17 protein-coding genes and 1 pseudogene are annotated in these 13,776 nt (G+C 74.6%); 5 read left to right on the top strand and 13 right to left on the bottom strand.

Going from position 1 to position 13,776, the window contains the following annotated elements:
* Positions 1–41: 41 nt before the first annotated feature.
* The 3 genes from OO57_RS46950 to OO57_RS26390 are packed head-to-tail and all read right to left on the bottom strand — an operon-like array spanning position 42 to position 1,029.
* Positions 42–212 carry a DUF6228 family protein gene (locus OO57_RS46950; RefSeq protein WP_267884989.1) on the bottom strand — a complete coding sequence of 57 codons (171 nt, stop codon included), beginning with the start codon at positions 210–212 and terminating at the stop codon, positions 42–44.
* On the bottom strand, positions 173–478 hold the full coding sequence (locus OO57_RS38650) for a DUF6228 family protein (protein WP_267884988.1): 306 nt from the start codon (positions 476–478) through the stop codon (positions 173–175). The genes OO57_RS46950 and OO57_RS38650 overlap by 40 nt, the downstream gene beginning before the upstream one ends.
* Positions 475–1,029, bottom strand: coding sequence for a TetR/AcrR family transcriptional regulator (locus OO57_RS26390; protein ID WP_033255162.1), 555 nt, complete (start codon positions 1,027–1,029; stop codon positions 475–477). Before OO57_RS26390 ends, OO57_RS38650 begins: the two co-directional genes overlap by 4 nt.
* Positions 1,030–1,201: 172 nt before the next feature.
* Between OO57_RS26390 and OO57_RS26385 the strand changes: the two genes are divergently transcribed.
* Complete coding sequence (locus OO57_RS26385; RefSeq protein WP_033255161.1) at positions 1,202–2,080, top strand: NAD(P)H-binding protein; 879 nt, start codon at positions 1,202–1,204, stop codon at positions 2,078–2,080.
* Between the two features lie 42 nt (positions 2,081–2,122).
* On the opposite strand, the gene OO57_RS26380 is transcribed toward OO57_RS26385, so the two are convergent.
* A complete protein-coding gene (locus OO57_RS26380) occupies positions 2,123–2,521 on the bottom strand; it encodes a hypothetical protein (protein WP_033255160.1) in 399 nt (132 codons plus the stop codon).
* Positions 2,522–3,388: 867 nt separating this feature from the next.
* Between OO57_RS26380 and OO57_RS26370 the strand changes: the two genes are divergently transcribed.
* A complete protein-coding gene (locus tag OO57_RS26370; protein WP_234337511.1) occupies positions 3,389–4,753 on the top strand; it encodes a Fic family protein in 1,365 nt (454 codons plus the stop codon).
* A gap of 3 nt (positions 4,754–4,756) precedes the next feature.
* Here OO57_RS26370 and OO57_RS26365 read toward each other — a convergent pair whose 3' ends face one another.
* The gene (locus tag OO57_RS26365) at positions 4,757–5,209 is read right to left on the bottom strand and encodes a winged helix-turn-helix domain-containing protein (protein WP_267884987.1); all 453 of its coding nucleotides are present in this window, start codon (positions 5,207–5,209) and stop codon (positions 4,757–4,759) included.
* A 1,110-nt stretch (positions 5,210–6,319) separates the two neighbouring features.
* Between OO57_RS26365 and OO57_RS26355 the strand changes: the two genes are divergently transcribed.
* Both OO57_RS26355 and OO57_RS26350 read left to right on the top strand, forming a co-directional pair.
* Positions 6,320–6,952, top strand: coding sequence for a hypothetical protein (locus tag OO57_RS26355; protein WP_051778273.1), 633 nt, complete (start codon positions 6,320–6,322; stop codon positions 6,950–6,952).
* An 83-nt stretch (positions 6,953–7,035) separates the two neighbouring features.
* On the top strand, positions 7,036–7,755 hold the full coding sequence (locus OO57_RS26350) for a GNAT family N-acetyltransferase (protein ID WP_033255157.1): 720 nt from the start codon (positions 7,036–7,038) through the stop codon (positions 7,753–7,755).
* Positions 7,756–7,821: 66 nt separating this feature from the next.
* Here OO57_RS26350 and OO57_RS47435 read toward each other — a convergent pair.
* The 8 genes and pseudogenes from OO57_RS47435 to OO57_RS26310 all read right to left on the bottom strand — a co-directional run bounded on the left by OO57_RS47435 (position 7,822) and on the right by OO57_RS26310 (position 12,606).
* Positions 7,822–8,669: pseudogene (locus OO57_RS47435) on the bottom strand (class I SAM-dependent methyltransferase).
* 115 nt (positions 8,670–8,784) lie between these two features.
* A complete protein-coding gene (locus OO57_RS26340) occupies positions 8,785–9,285 on the bottom strand; it encodes an FBP domain-containing protein (RefSeq protein WP_033255155.1) in 501 nt (166 codons plus the stop codon).
* Between the two features lie 172 nt (positions 9,286–9,457).
* Positions 9,458–9,964 (bottom strand): peptide-methionine (S)-S-oxide reductase MsrA, encoded by a 507-nt coding sequence (msrA, locus tag OO57_RS26335; RefSeq protein WP_033222870.1) that lies wholly within the window; start codon positions 9,962–9,964, stop codon positions 9,458–9,460.
* A 202-nt stretch (positions 9,965–10,166) separates the two neighbouring features.
* Positions 10,167–10,739: a YbaK/EbsC family protein gene (locus OO57_RS26330; protein WP_033255154.1), complete on the bottom strand. Its 573-nt coding sequence runs from the start codon at positions 10,737–10,739 to the stop codon at positions 10,167–10,169.
* A gap of 95 nt (positions 10,740–10,834) precedes the next feature.
* Entirely contained in the window at positions 10,835–11,410 is a 576-nt protein-coding gene (locus OO57_RS26325; protein ID WP_033255153.1) for a chloramphenicol phosphotransferase CPT family protein, read from the bottom strand.
* A 47-nt stretch (positions 11,411–11,457) separates the two neighbouring features.
* Complete coding sequence (locus tag OO57_RS40455; protein WP_234337509.1) at positions 11,458–11,682, bottom strand: hypothetical protein; 225 nt, start codon at positions 11,680–11,682, stop codon at positions 11,458–11,460.
* Between the two features lie 42 nt (positions 11,683–11,724).
* Entirely contained in the window at positions 11,725–12,201 is a 477-nt protein-coding gene (locus OO57_RS40450) for a hypothetical protein (RefSeq protein ID WP_199811331.1), read from the bottom strand.
* 30 nt (positions 12,202–12,231) lie between these two features.
* Entirely contained in the window at positions 12,232–12,606 is a 375-nt protein-coding gene (locus tag OO57_RS26310; RefSeq protein ID WP_033255152.1) for a VOC family protein, read from the bottom strand.
* 248 nt (positions 12,607–12,854) lie between these two features.
* Between OO57_RS26310 and OO57_RS26305 the strand changes: the two genes are divergently transcribed.
* A complete protein-coding gene (locus tag OO57_RS26305) occupies positions 12,855–13,589 on the top strand; it encodes a class I SAM-dependent methyltransferase (RefSeq protein ID WP_033255151.1) in 735 nt (244 codons plus the stop codon).
* The last annotated feature ends 187 nt before the right edge of the window (positions 13,590–13,776 follow it).

Below are 13,776 nucleotides of genomic sequence, written 5' to 3'. Positions count from 1 at the left end.
CCGACGGCAGCCCCTCCCCCGGCCGCCGTCGCCCTCACCCCTCATCCCTCACCCTCCAGGAACGCCTCCACCTCGGCGGCCAGCGCGGCGAGTTGCTCCCCGGCCTCCAACCAGGTGGTCGCCTCGGCCCGCCAGGTGCCGTCGGCGGCGCGCCAGGGCCGCAGCGCCCAGGTCAGGCCGACGTGGCCGCCGGGGCGGAACGCGGCGCGCAGCGCCAGGTCACCGTCGGCGTTGCGCCAGGACCGCTCGCCCCCCAGCCGCGGAAGTCCGCCGCCAGCCCGGCCAGGAAGCCCGCGAGGCCGCCGCCGGGCCCCAGGCCGACCACCTCGGCCAGCCGGGCCGTCAGGCCGGGGGCCCGCAGCTCCGCCGCGAACCGCACGACGCCGCCCTCCTCCTGGCGGCCCGTCAGCCGGACGCCGACCGCCCGGTCCCGTCCGCACCGCACCTCCACCCCGCTCGTCCGGATCGCCCCGCTCATCCGACGATCATCCCGGCCAGGGCGAGGTCGAGCAGCCGGTCGGCCTGGGCGGGGGTGTCGTGCCCGCGGGCCCAGGCGGCGGCGTTCATCAGGGTGAACACGTCGGCGCCGGTGGTGTCACCGCGCAGGGCGCCCGCGGCCCGGGCCCGGTCGACCAGGCGTTCACCGATCGCCGTCAACCGGTGGCAGGAGTCCTGGAGTTCGTCGGACCGGGCGGCCAGCACGGCGGCCAGGCCCTGGTAGGCGGCGGCGTGCCGGACGACGGCACGGACCCAGTCGGCCAGCGCCAGGGCCGGGTCGGGGTGCTCGGCGAGGGCGTCGCCGTGCGCGAACAGCTCCCGGTTGCGGGCGTCCAGCAGGGCGGCGATCAGGGCCGTGCGGGTCGGGAAGTGGCCGTAGAGGGTGCCGATCGCGACCCCGGCCCGGCGGGCGACCCCCTCCAGCGAGGCGCCGGTGCCCTGCTCCCGGAACACCGCGTCGGCTTCGGCGAGCAGCCGTTCGCGGTTGCGCAACGCGTCGGCGCGCGGGCGGCGGGTGGCGGCTCCGGTCACGTCAACTCCCGTTCCGGGCCGGGTCCTTGCGCCCGGCCGACAAGTCGAGGCATCCTCGGTTCGCACCGAACCCGAGGGAACCTCAGCATAACCGGCACGGCCCCGCCCATCACCGCCATCCGCCACCGCCACCGCCACCGCCGCCACCGCCACCCATACGGGAGGACCCACCATGATCCTGCTGACCGGAGCCACCGGCGCGATCGGCCGCCACCTGGTCCGCCGACTCACCGACCGGGGGGCCGAGTTCCGCGCCCTCGTCCGCGACGAGGCCAAGGGCCGGGCCCTGGGCTGCGCGTACGCCGTCGGCGACTTCGACACCCCGGCCTCGCTGACCGCCGCGTTCGTGGGCGTGGACCGGCTGTTCCTCGGCGGCCCCGGCGCGCTGCCGGTGGACGGCGAGCAGCCGATGGTCCGCCAACTCACCGCCGCCATCGGGGCTGCCGCGGCGGCGGGCGTCGAGCGGGTGGTGAAGGTCTCGGTGTGGCACGCCGCACCGGACAGCCTGCTGGCCCAGGGCGCGCACGGCGTGCTGGACCGCCGCCTGGCCGCCGCGCTCCCGGGCGGCTGGACGCTGCTCCAACCCTCGGGATTCCTGCAGAACCTGCTCGCCCCGGGGGCGTTCACCCCGGACGGGCGGCTGGTCGGCCGCTACGGCGACGCGCCCGTCTCGCACGTCGACGCCCGGGACGTCGCCGAGTGCGCGGAGGTCCTGCTGACGGGGCCGCCGCGCCCGGGCGAGTCCTTCGTCCTGACCGGCCCGCAGGCCCTCACCGACCGGGACCTGGCCGACCGCATCGCCCGCGCCCTGCACCGCCCGGTGGACCTCCACCCCCTCACCCCGGACGAGGTCGCCGCCACCCTGACCGCCCAGGGCGCCCCGCCCGCCTTCGCCGCGGACCTGGCTGCCCTGCTGCGCGAGGTCGCCGCGGGCTCGCTGGCCGAGGTGACCACCGCCGTCCCCGACCTGCTCGGCCGCCCGGCCCGCCCGGTCGATGCCTTCCTCACCGACCACCTCCCGGCCCTGCGCACGGCCGTCGGCCACCCGTGACCCGGCCGCCTCACCGCCGGCTCCCCCGCCGGGCACCCGCCTTCACCCCGCCCCGCCCGCGAGAATCGCCGCCGGCACCGCCTGCAGGTCATCGTCGTCGAGCACCGGAACGACCCAGCCGTTGCCCCGGGCGTGCGCGAGGAAGTCGGGGTCGAGCACCACGTGGTGGCGCTCCACGTAGTGGGCCAGGTCGGAGAACCACAACCACCGCCCGTCGGTGAACAGGTGCAACCCGCCGATCACCGCCCCCGCGGGGCCGAGCACATCGGGCACCGCACTGGGCGTGGCGTACAGGAGCGCACCGCCGCGCAAGTACCGCAGGAGCTCGGGCTCGTCCTCCCCCGGAGCGGCCCGCACGGCGGCCCTGATCGACGGACCGTCCGGCCGCCCGTGCCCCCACTCCCTGAAATCGCCGACGTAGCGAAACGTGTCGCGCTCCATCCGCCGAGCCCAGGGCACCGCCCGGGGCAGCCCGGCAGCACGGGCCCACCCGACTCACCCGGCCCACCGGAGGCAGCCGTCCTGCCGACCGGCTCCCCGTTCGGCTTCGGACGCGCCTTGGTCGCCGTGGACGGCAGGGCGGCGCGGAGCGCGAACACCCGGGCAAGCAGCGCGCTTCCGCAGCCACCGGTCCACGGCGGCGTGACGGCGGGCCGCATCGGGCAGCGTTTTCCCCGTTGACCGCTCGATGGCGCCCATGGCCCCTCCTCGCCGCGCTGGTGGTCTTCGTGGTCTCCAGCCTGCACGATCGAGCGGGCACGGTCACTACCTCTGGCACCCGTCTTGTGGTGGTGCTGGCTTCACCATCGGTATGGGCGTTGTCGTGAATGTCCTTCTGCGTACGGGTCGGTGACGGATCCGCCCGATGCGGCGGCACCGATCCCGGCGAGCCGCTCGGTGCACCGAACGGACACCTACTGCGGCCCCCTGTCGCGGTGCTGAATCAACCCGGAGTCCTTCTCGGCCCTGCGCCGCCACAGCACCGTCCCAAGTGCGTCCAAGGGGAGTTCGGTGAGCATGTACCCGGCTATCCACCAGCCGACGAACGCGACGTGGACCCACCCGGGCCAGGTCCGCACGCAGGTCATGTCCGCGCCCCGCGGCCGGTCGGGCCGTTCAGCTTGCCGTTTAACCTTGGCGAGCTCGGTACTCCTCGACCGACTCGGCGGGCCCTCTTCTCTGCCCGGGCCATGTCCCCGGCCGAGGACGACTCCGCGCAACGCAAGCGGCGCCCGAGTCGCATTCCTCGTTCGGTCAGCCGGGGAAATGCCGTTGCCCGCACCGCCGGTCTCCGTGCACCCTGGCCGGGTGTTCAGAGTGCCTTACCCCAGAGACCTGTCCTGGGACGATGTCGATCCCGCAAGCCATCCCTTCGACCCCGATACGGTGGCGCAGGTGGTCCGGTCCTTGGGCCCGGCGAGGCGGGTGCCCTCCCGGACGGATCCGGACATCGACCTGACCAGGGTCAACTGGGCTCACGAGGTGGCCAAGCCCTGGTCCGACGCCATGACGCATGCGCTGGTCGAGAACTACGGCCCGTGGGCGGCAGGATGGCGCTGGTCGCACGGCGAGGGAGACATTGACGGAGGGCCGATCGGGAGCTGGTGTTGCGGCTCGCACTCGATCGCCACCCCGCAGCAGACCCTCGACCGGGTCGTGGCGGCGCTGTGCGAGTGGCGTGACTGGCTGGAGCGTCTCGTGGAGTGGTTCGAGGCCTACCCGCTGGACCCGGAGACCGTGACGGCCGACCGTGTCTTGTGGGAGAGCGCCGCCCGCAACGTGATCCTGCAGGTGGCGGACTGGACAGGTGCCGAAAGTGGCTGGCACGGGCACTGCCAGCAGGTCCTGGGTTGGTTCCTCACTTACTGGGGTGTCGCCCCGGAGACGGCCAAGAACTTGGTAGGTCAGGCGGTCGGGGGCCGGTTCAAGAGTTGGACCGCGCCGGACACCGTCCTGGCTGATGACATCGCGGAGCGGCTCGTCGGCCCCTTGCGACCTGAGGACACCCGCTGGTCGCCTGAGCCCGGCGAGTTCCCGGACCACCTGGCGCGCTGGCTGGTGGTGCGCGAGACCGTGCCGTGGCCGGAACACGAGGTCAGTACGGACGACGGACCGGTGGTGCCCGCCCGGGACGGCGCGGTCGAGGAGTTCCGCTTCTTCGACACAGCCGTGGACGCCGCTCGCGGAGCTGGCTTGCTCGCCGCACTCGAACTGGTACGGGCCGACGCCGCACGAGGCGCCGCACTCGACTTCGAGCTGATACGCGGCTGGCAGCGGCACGTACTCGGCACCCCTGAGCTGCCGCTGCTGCGCACCCACCCCGCCTTCGCCAAGGGCGGTGCCGAGCGCTACGGGATCGGCCCCGACACCCACGCCCGCCTCGACACCTGCTTGGCACAGGCCACCGACGGCCGGCTCTCGCTCGCCGCCAGGGCGGCCCGTGCACATCTGGACGTTTGCTTCTTCCACCCGTTCGACGACGGCAACGCCCGTGCTGCCCTGCTCACCCTGCTGTTCGTGCTGGCCCGCGAAGGCGTCACCCTCGACTCAGTGGTGCTCATCCGTCGGTTCAGTCACCGGGCCGACGACCCGCAGGACGCCCTGGGTCTGTGCGGTTTCGTCGAGTTCCACCTTGAGCAGAGCCGTGCCTCTGTCGCCCAGCTTGACGGTTGACCCTCAGCTGGCCACCGCCGCGTCGTCCCGCTCGACCGCGCGCCGGGCCGGGACCTGGTGGCTCCAGCCGTGGCGGCGAAGCATCTGCGAGATGCCCGAGAGCGAGAGCGACTTGTGGAACCGCCGCCCGATCAGCGTCTTGATCCGGGCCAAGGTCCAGGTCTGGTCCGGCCAGCCGTGCGCGACCGCGCCCTTGGCCAGCTCGACCTCCAGCACCATGAAGAGCGCGTTGCTCGGCTTCGGCGTGGAGACGGGCCCGACCGAGCGCAGACCCTCGGGTCCGGTGTCCTGCCAGGTCCGGTACCAGCGCTGCACCGAGCGCACACTCACCCGTAAGTCCTTGGCGACCTCCCCGTTGGAGGCGCCTGCGGCGAAGCGCTCGGCTGCCTCCATCCGGATCCGCTCGCGAGACACCTGGCGTTCAGGCGTCAGCCCACCGCCCTGCGGATACCTCATACAAGTGGCATACCGCGACAATCGCCCTCCGTCATTCCCCGGCGACATCACGCTTCGAAGGTCAGTAAACGTCAAGCTCAGCGGTGAGGTTCCGGTCGACCAGGTCCGGTGGCCCGGGCGCGATCGGGCGGCCCGTAGTGCGGACCTCGCGGATCGCGCGCTCACGGAGCGCGTCGGGGGATTTGCGTGGTGCCGGTACAGCAGGTGGATCTCCTTGCGCCAGGATCGAAACCCCGACTTCCGGGACTCCACCGAACTCAGTGCGGCTCCCTCTTGCCCCGGGCCTGTCGGTCCAGGTAGTCGATCAACCCGGTCTCGCTCCGCTTGAGACGCTCTTGCTGATCGTGGGGCAACGATGCCAGGGCATCGACGAGAACTCGCTTGCGGGGAACGTGAACCATCGAGCCGGAGTAGATCCGGCAGCCGGAACACCACGCGAGCCCGATGCATCGCTCGAACATGGAGGACTCGGGCGGATAGAAGCGGTACTGGTACGAGCGGACAGGCGTCCCGCAGGCGGCACAGATCCGACGGTCCCCGTCAGAGACCGTGTCCCAGGTCCCGACCTTGAGCCAGTGCTGGCGCTCCGACGGTGCTCTTCAAATAGTCATGCGGAGCATTCTTCCTCATGACGAGCGCTCCCGGCATCAACTCCGGGCCACTGCAAGCAGCTCTGCACGTCCGCTCGTACGTACCTCTGCACTTCGACCCGCACGCCGACACCGACACACTCCCGAGTGCAAGGAGTCAAGGAGTCAAGGAGTCAGGAGGGCCGTGGTCCCAGCCCCTCCACCGGTCCGCTTGTCCGGCCACCGGTTCTCGCTCCGGTTCGGTTCCACGCCGTGCTCAAGCTGCCCCTGTTCGAGTCGGGAACTGCAGCCCGCTCGGCGTGGTCGGGTGGGCGGGCGGGCGCCCGGGGTGGCTGTCATCGGCATCCGGGCGGGGGGTGGGGACGGACCGGCATCTCGTGGGCGTCGTGTGCAGCCGGGTTCCAAGATCCCCGACAGGGGCGAACTGAGTGCGGATACTCTGGCTGATGATCCATCGCGCACGGAATGATGATCGCACCGACGGGCCGCACGGGCCCGCCCACCCACCGGAGTGCCCAGCGTGAAACGAAACGCCCTGGCCGCGGCCGCCGCCCTTCTCGCCGTGGGCGCCCTGCTCACCGGCTGCGGCTCCACCCACGGCTCCGGCTCCGATTCCGGCGGTACCTCCGCGGGTGCGTCGAAGGCCCCGCGGCAGGACGCGTCGAAGGCCGCGCAGGAGGCCCAGCAGAAGTACCAGCAGCAGGTGGAGGAGGCGACCGCCGAGCACGACCGGGCCTTCCCGACCGTCGCGCAGGCCTGCGCGGGAAAGCCCACCGCGGTGCCGACCGCCCCTTCCTCCTCCGGCTCCTCCGGTCCGCAGCCGGAGAACCCCAAGTACGGTGAGAACCACACCTACTTGAAGACCACCGCGCTGAGCCCCCTCGCGGAGTGCCGCGGCGAGGCGCACGCCGCCCGCATCGCGGCCGAGCTCGCCCGGCAGACCCCCGCCGACCCCGAGCAGGCGAAGGCCCTGCTCACCCGCCTCGGCTACCGGGACGCCAAGGTCGCCCCGGCCGGTCAGGGCGTGCAGTTCTCCTTCTTCGTCCCGCAGGTCGGGCCCTGCCTGTCGGGCACGCTGTCGAACCCGCCGCAGATCGAGGTGCACGGCCCGTACATCGAGGGCGGCTGCGAGGCCTCCCGGGGCGGCCACTGACCCGGCCTCCGGGGGCGGCTGCCGGTCCGCCCCCGGTCGAAATCCCTTCGGCCCGCGCCCGACTTCCCTGCGAGGATGGGGAAGTGACGAACGATTCGCTGCTCCGGCGGGCGTCCGGCCTGTGGGAGGGGCTGGCTGCCGAACCGGTCGCCTTCCCCGCGCCGGGCGCGGCCGCCGTCGTGGTGTCCCCGCGCTCCGGGCTGTGCCCGCCCGGCTGGGTCGGCCTGCTGACCCTGGGCGGCGCGGTGCTGGCGACCGCACCGGACGCCCGCCGCGCCGAACTGCTCCGCACCGTCCTGCACTCCTGCCCGGAGGCCGCACGGGACACCGCCCGGCTGCGCGCGGCCCTCCCGGTCGGCCGGATCCTCGGGCCCGCCGCACTCGCCTACCTCGCCCCGGACGCCTTCACCCCGCCGCCCTCCACTCCCGAGGGGGTCCGCCAACTCCCGCCCGACCACCCGGCGTTGTCCGAGCTGACGGCCCGGGTCACGGCGGAGGAACGCGACGAGGCCGACCTCGGCGACATCACCTCACCCGCGTTCGCCGTCCTCCGGGGCGAACGCGTGCTGGCCGCCTGCGGCTACCGCACCTGGCCGTACGGGACCGCCCAGTTCAGCGTCCTCACCGCCCCGGGCGCCCGCGGCCGCGGCCTGGCCCGCACCGCCGCCGCTGCCGCCGCCGCGCACGCCCTCGCCGCCGGTCTGCTCCCGCAGTGGCGCGCCCGCGTCCCCGCCTCCCGCCGCGTCGCCGCCCGCCTCGGCTTCCGCGAACTGGGCACCCAGCTCTCCGTCGAAGTCCGCTGAGCCCCGATCCGCTGAGGCCCGGTCCGCCGAGGCCCGGTCCGCCGAGCCCCGACGCTCCCTCCGGCCTCAGCGGTGGGCCGCGGCCAGCAGGGCGGCGTGCGGGAGGGCCAGGGTGCCGTCCGCGGTGCGGAACTCCTCGGCCAGCCGCGCGAACTCCCGCCCGGTCCGGGCCCGGACCTCCGGGGTCTGGTGGTGCAGCAGTTCGCCGATGAAGGCGACCCGGGCCGCGGGGCCGGCCCACCACTCCTCGGTGGTGGTGCGGTGGTTCCAGCGCAGGGTGCGGCACTCCGCGCCGCGCAGGCCCCCGGCGGTGAGCAGCGCGGCGAGGCCCTCGGCGCTGCCGGTCGCGCGGCGGGCGGCGGCGGCAGGTGGGCGGGCCGGACGGCCCCGGCGGCTTCGACGGCCCGGCCCAGCAGGGTCTGCCCGGGCGCGGCGGGGGCCGCCCAGACGGTGAGGGCGAGACGGCCGCCGGGGCGCAGGACGCGGCGCAGTTCGGCGACGGCGGCGGCCTGCCGTCCGACGTGGTTGAGCACGAAGTTGCCGACCACCGCGTCGAACGCCCGGTCGGCGAAGGGGAGTTCGGGCAGCGTCGCGGCACGCACCTCGACCCCGGGGGCGTTGCGCCGGGCCTCGGCGAGCATGCTCGGTTCGGCGTCGACGGCGGTGACCCGGGCCCCGCGCGCGCAGGCCGCCGCCGCGGCGGCGCCCGTCCCGGTGCCGACGTCCAGCACCGTGCTGCCGGGGCCGACCCGGGCGGCGTCGAGGAGTGCGGGCACTGGGTGGGCGCACAGCCGGGCGAAACTCGCGGCGTAGGCGGCGGCGCGGCCCGCCCAGATCCGCCGCTCCAGAGCGTCGAACGCGTCGATCACCCCCTCGGCGTCCTCTGCTGCCCCAGCCGCCATGATCTCCGCCATCCGCCCGCCCCCTCTGCACCGCTCGCCGACCCGCCCCCTGCGCCGCTCGCCGCCCCGCCCCGCCCCGCCCCGCCCCGGGCAGCGGACGCCTGGCCTTGCTCCGCCCACCGGGGGCTCAGTGCTGCCCGCCCTCCCCGCGGACCTTCGCCAGGAAGGCGGCCAGGTTGCCGCGCATCCGCTCGATCCGCTCCTCCGTCGTCAGCGACTCGTGGATCTTGTTGCCGGTCTCGCGCAGCCCGCGGACGTACAGCGAGCAGGCCAGGTCGCTGCACATGTAGGCGCCGACCGAGTTCCCCTGCCGACCGGCGGGGCCCGCCAGCGGGGCCACCAGCAGGGAGACCCCGCCGGTGTGGGTGGTGACGCAGAGCGAGCAGATGCTGCGGCGGGGCTGCCAGGAGGCGCCGGAGGAGGCGCGCAGGACGACGGCCTGCGGGCGGCCGTCGAGCTCGGTGACCAGGTACGCGCGGTCGGGGGCCTGCGGGTCGCGCCAGCCGAGGAAGTCCAGCTCGGGCCAGGGCTGGTCGGCCAGCTCGCGGGGCAGGTTCAGGCGTTTCGCCTCGCCCTTGGAGCAGTTCAGGAAGGCGGCGCGGATCTCGGGGTCGGTCAGCTCTCTCACGGGAACCACGCTAATCAGCCTAGGAGCCTTAGGCAAATGATTAATCACCCAAGGCAGGCCCGCGGGGCCCCGGACACGGCGACGGCGGCCACCGCCACCGGTGACCGCCGCCCCGCGATGCCTCAAGCCCTCAAGGCCTCAACCCCTCAGCGCCTCCCTCGGCGCCGCCCGCTCAGGCGCCTTCGCGCACCGGGAGCTTCCACCCCGGCCGCGGGTAGTGGCAGGTGTAGCCGTTGGGGTAGTGCTGCAGGTAGTCCTGGTGCTCGGGCTCGGCCTCCCAGAAGTCGCCGAGCGGGGTGACCTCGGTGACGACCTTGCCGGGCCACAGGCCGCTGGCGTCGACGTCCGCGATGGTGTCGAGGGCGGTGGCGCGCTGGGCCTCGTCGGCGTAGAAGACCGCCGAGCGGTAGCTGCTGCCGATGTCGTTGCCCTGCCGGTCGAGGGTGCTCGGGTCGTGGATCTGGAAGAAGTACTCCAGCAGCGTCCGGTAGCTGATCCGCTCCGGGTCGTAGACGATCTCCAGCGCCTCGGCGTGGCCGGGGTGGTTGCGGTAGGTGGCGTGCGCGTTCTGGCCGCCGGTGTAGCCGGTCCGGGTCGACTGGACGCCGGGGAGCTTGCGGATCAACTCCTGCATTCCCCAGAAGCACCCGCCGGCCAGGACAGCGCGGTCCGTGGTCATCTCGTACTCACTCCTCGCATGGGACGTCGACTCGCCCCGCCCGGTGCACCACCCGGCGGGACCATCCGGTCCAACCGTCCGACCGCCCGCGGTGTTCCCGCCCACGACCGTCCGCCGCCCGCAGGCGTCCCCTCGGCCGCCCGCAGGCGTCTCCCGCGGTCGTTCGGCCCCCAGCCCACCAGCCCTTCAGCCCGCCAGCCCTTCAGCCCGCCAGCCCCTCCAGCACCCGGGCCCCGGGCAGCGCGGCGGCGACCGCGCCCGGCAGGATCAGCTTCCCGCGCCGCCGCCCGCTGCCGACCAGCACGTACGGGGCGGCGGCGACCGCCGCGTCGACCAGCAGCGGCCAGTGCGCGGGCAGGCCGACGGGGGTGATGCCGCCGTACTCCATGCCGCTCTCGCCGACGGCGGTGTCCATCGGCGCGAACGAGGCCTTGCGGGCGCCCAGGTGACCGCGGACCGCCTTGTTGACGTCGAGCCGGGTGGTGGCCAGCACCAGCCCGGCGGCCAGCGTGGTCTCCCCGCCGCGCTTCGCGGCGACCACCACGCAGTTCGCGGACGCCTCCGCCGGGACGTCGTACGCGGCGCAGAACACGGCGGTGTCGGCCAGCTCCGGATCGGTGTCCACGTACAGCACCTGCCGGGCCAGTTCCGCCTCCCACCCGCCCAGCAGCCCGGCCACCGGGGGCGCCAGCTCCGCGACCGCGTCCACCGCGCGCCGCACCCGCGGGAAGTTCCCGAACGGCGCCCGCACGGCCTGCTCCACCTGCTCGCTCATGCCCCGACTCTAGCCCTCCGCCCCGCCCCGGCCCGGCCGAGCGAACGGGCGGCCGAGCAGGCGGCCGGGCAGGCGACCGAGCAGGCGGGCGGGGCTCACGCCGTGAGCGGCTCGCGGCCGTCCAGCAGGCGGCGTCGGAGGCGGGTGAAGGCGGTGGGGCGGGGGCGGTGCGGGAGGAAGTCCTTGATCTGCCGGGCGCACTCGCGAGGGCTCGCCGTGCCGGTGTCGCACTCCAGGTCGTAGTCGCCGTGGCCGTGGACCAGGCCGTACTGGTGGGCCGCGAGGCCCGGCGGGCGGTCGCCGCGGGCCAGTTCGCGGCGGGTCAGTTCGTCCAGCGGGCAGTGGACGCCGACGAACAGCACGTCCTCGGGGCGCAGCACCGCCAGGCAGTCGAGCAGGCGCCACGGTTCGCTCAGCACGTGGTCGACCACGATGTCGTTGCCCGCCTCGGCCATCGCCGCGATCGAGCGGTGGAAGCCCGCCCTGGTCCGCCGCAGCGCGGCGTCGAGTTCCTCGGCTCCGAGCGCCCGCTTGGTGCGCATCGCGTTGAAGCCGTCGACCGCCAGGTGGAAGAAGACGCCGTCGTCCAGGACGTCGAGGAGCTCCCGGGCGATGCTCGACTTTCCCGAGCTGGACGTGCCGTTGAGGAAGATGATCCGACCGGATGCCATGCCCCCATGGTCACACGGCGCCGGTGCCCGCCCGACGGCCGCACCGCTCACCCGTCGAGCGCCGCCCGCCACGCCCAGGAGGTGCGGCGCGGGCGGTCCGGGAGCGCGGCCCGGCCGGTGCACCACAGGAGCACGGGGGCGGGGTCGCCGGGCGGGGCGTCGGGGAAGAGCCGGGCCAGGACGGCGGCGCAGAGGGCGGGCGGCGCTGTCCAGTCCAGGGCGAGGCCGGTGGCGATGTCGTGGGTGTGCAGCAGCGTCTCGGCGACGCCCATCGCGGCGAAGCCGGTCGGGTCGGTGGGGCCCGGGGCCCGTCTTCAAACCCCCGTCGTCGCCCGAAGGGCGGCCTCGCGGCGTCTGGTGCGTGCTCTCGGCGTGCCGGGTGAAGGGCCTCGTACTGGATGTACTTGGCCCTTTGCCCGGTGCGGCGAGAGGGCGTGCCAGGGGTCGCGGGGCAGGCGGGGGTTTGAAGACGGGCCCCAGTGCCAGGCCCGTGCGGTCGGGGCGGCGGCGGACAGGGCGAGGGCCAGCAGTTCGCCGCAGGCCAGCGCGGTGGTCAGCACCTCGGCGGGCCCGGCGTCCGGATGCAGCGTCAGGTCGAAGGGCAGGTAGCCGTCCGCGGGGAGGGCCGCGACCTGCCCGGCGTAGGCGAGCAGGTCGTGGCCGACGTGGGCCAGCGTGTCCCGGCAGCTCCACTCCAGTGGGCCCGCCGGGACGCTCCAGTCCGCGTGGAGGTGCGGGGCGAGGACGCGTCGCGCCTCCGCCAGGGCGGCGCGCAGTTCCTGATGGTCCATCGCCCCGTCCTCCTCTCCCCGTGCGCAGGCCTACAGGTAAGGACGGGTGATCAGTTCCAGGCCGTGCCCGGACGGGTCGAGCACGTAGACGCCGCGGCCGCCGTGCTCGGTGTTGGTCTCGCCGGGGCGCTGCATCTGCGGGTCGGCCCAGTGGTCGATGCCGCGCTCGCGCAGCAGGGCGTGGGCGCGGTCGAACAGCTCGTCGTCGACCAGGAAGGCGTAGTGCTGCATCTGGATCTCCACCGGCGGTGCGGCGAACTGCAGCAGCACGCCGTCGGCGAGCTTCAGGTTGGTGAACGGGCCCCAGGAGGGCGCCTGTTCGGCCTCCAGCAGCTCGCGGTAGAAGCGGGCGGACGCGGCGCTGTCCTTGGAGACGATGATGGTGTGGTTGAAGGCGGCGGGCATGGCCGGGTGGTACCTCGTTCCGGGGCGGTCGGTCTGGGGACGTGTGCGCGCACTGCTCCCAGACCTCGGCGGCCCCCGGACGCGCGGGCGCCCCTGCGGCGCCCGGGGCAGGGTCAGCCGCCCACCGGGTCGCCGATCCGTGCGTGGCCCATGGCCGTTCCGGTGTTCACCCGCCCCACCGTACGGGCCGCCGCCCGCCCTGACAAACCCTTTTCCGTTCCGCCCCCTCCCCCGCTACGGTCCTCCGGATGGCCGACGAATGCTTCACGCTGCCCGCGCTGGCGGCGCTCTACGACGGGCTCGACCCGGACCGCTCGGACCTGCTCCCCTACCTGCGCCTGGTCGACGAGTTCGGCGCGTCCGACGTCCTGGACCTGGGCTGCGGCACCGGGGTGTTCGCCCTGCTGCTGGCCGGGCGCGGGGTGCGGGTGCTCGGTGTCGACCCGGCCGCCGCGTCGGTGGAGGTGGCCCGCGGCAAGCCGGGCGCCGAGCGGGTCCGCTGGCTGGTCGGGGACGCGACGGACCTGCCCCCGCAGCGGGCGGACCTGGTCACCATGACGGCCAACGCCGCCCAGGAGATCACCGACCCCGCCCGGTGGCGCGCCACCCTGCGGGGCGTGCGCGACGCGCTGCGCCCGGGCGGGCACCTGGTGTTCGAGAGCAGGGTCCCGGCCCGCTGCGCCTGGGAGTCCTGGACGCGGGAGGCGTCCCGCCGGGTCAGCGAGCTGCCGGGCGTCGGCGCGGTGGAGACCTGGGTCGAACTGCTGTCCGTCGCCGGTCCGTTGGTGGCGTTCCGCTGGCACTACGTGTTCGCCGCGGACGGGCGGCACCTCACCTCGGACTCCACCCTGCGCTTCCGCGAACGCCCCGAGGTCGAGGCCGACCTGCGCGCCGCGGGCCTCGAACCCCTGGAGGTCAGGGACGCCCCGGACCGGCCCGGCCAGGAGTACGTCTTCCTGGCCCGCCGCCCCCACCGCCCCTGAGCCCCGCTCCCGGAGCCCGCACAGCCCCGGCCCCCCGGCTCCCCGGCCCCCGTACGGACACCCCTGCCCCGTGCGGACACCTCCCGCGCACGGGCCCCAGCGGCCCGGTGGGTGGGCGATCTCGCGGCGCGCCGGGACGCGCCGGGGCCCGGCAGCCGGTGTGGTGCGGCTGCCGGGCCCCGGCCCG

It is taken from the genome of Kitasatospora phosalacinea (assembly GCF_000717185.1).
In the GTDB taxonomy this organism is placed as follows: Bacteria; Actinomycetota; Actinomycetes; order Streptomycetales; family Streptomycetaceae; genus Kitasatospora; species Kitasatospora phosalacinea_A.
This window is presented reverse-complemented; position numbering and strand designations above follow the sequence as displayed.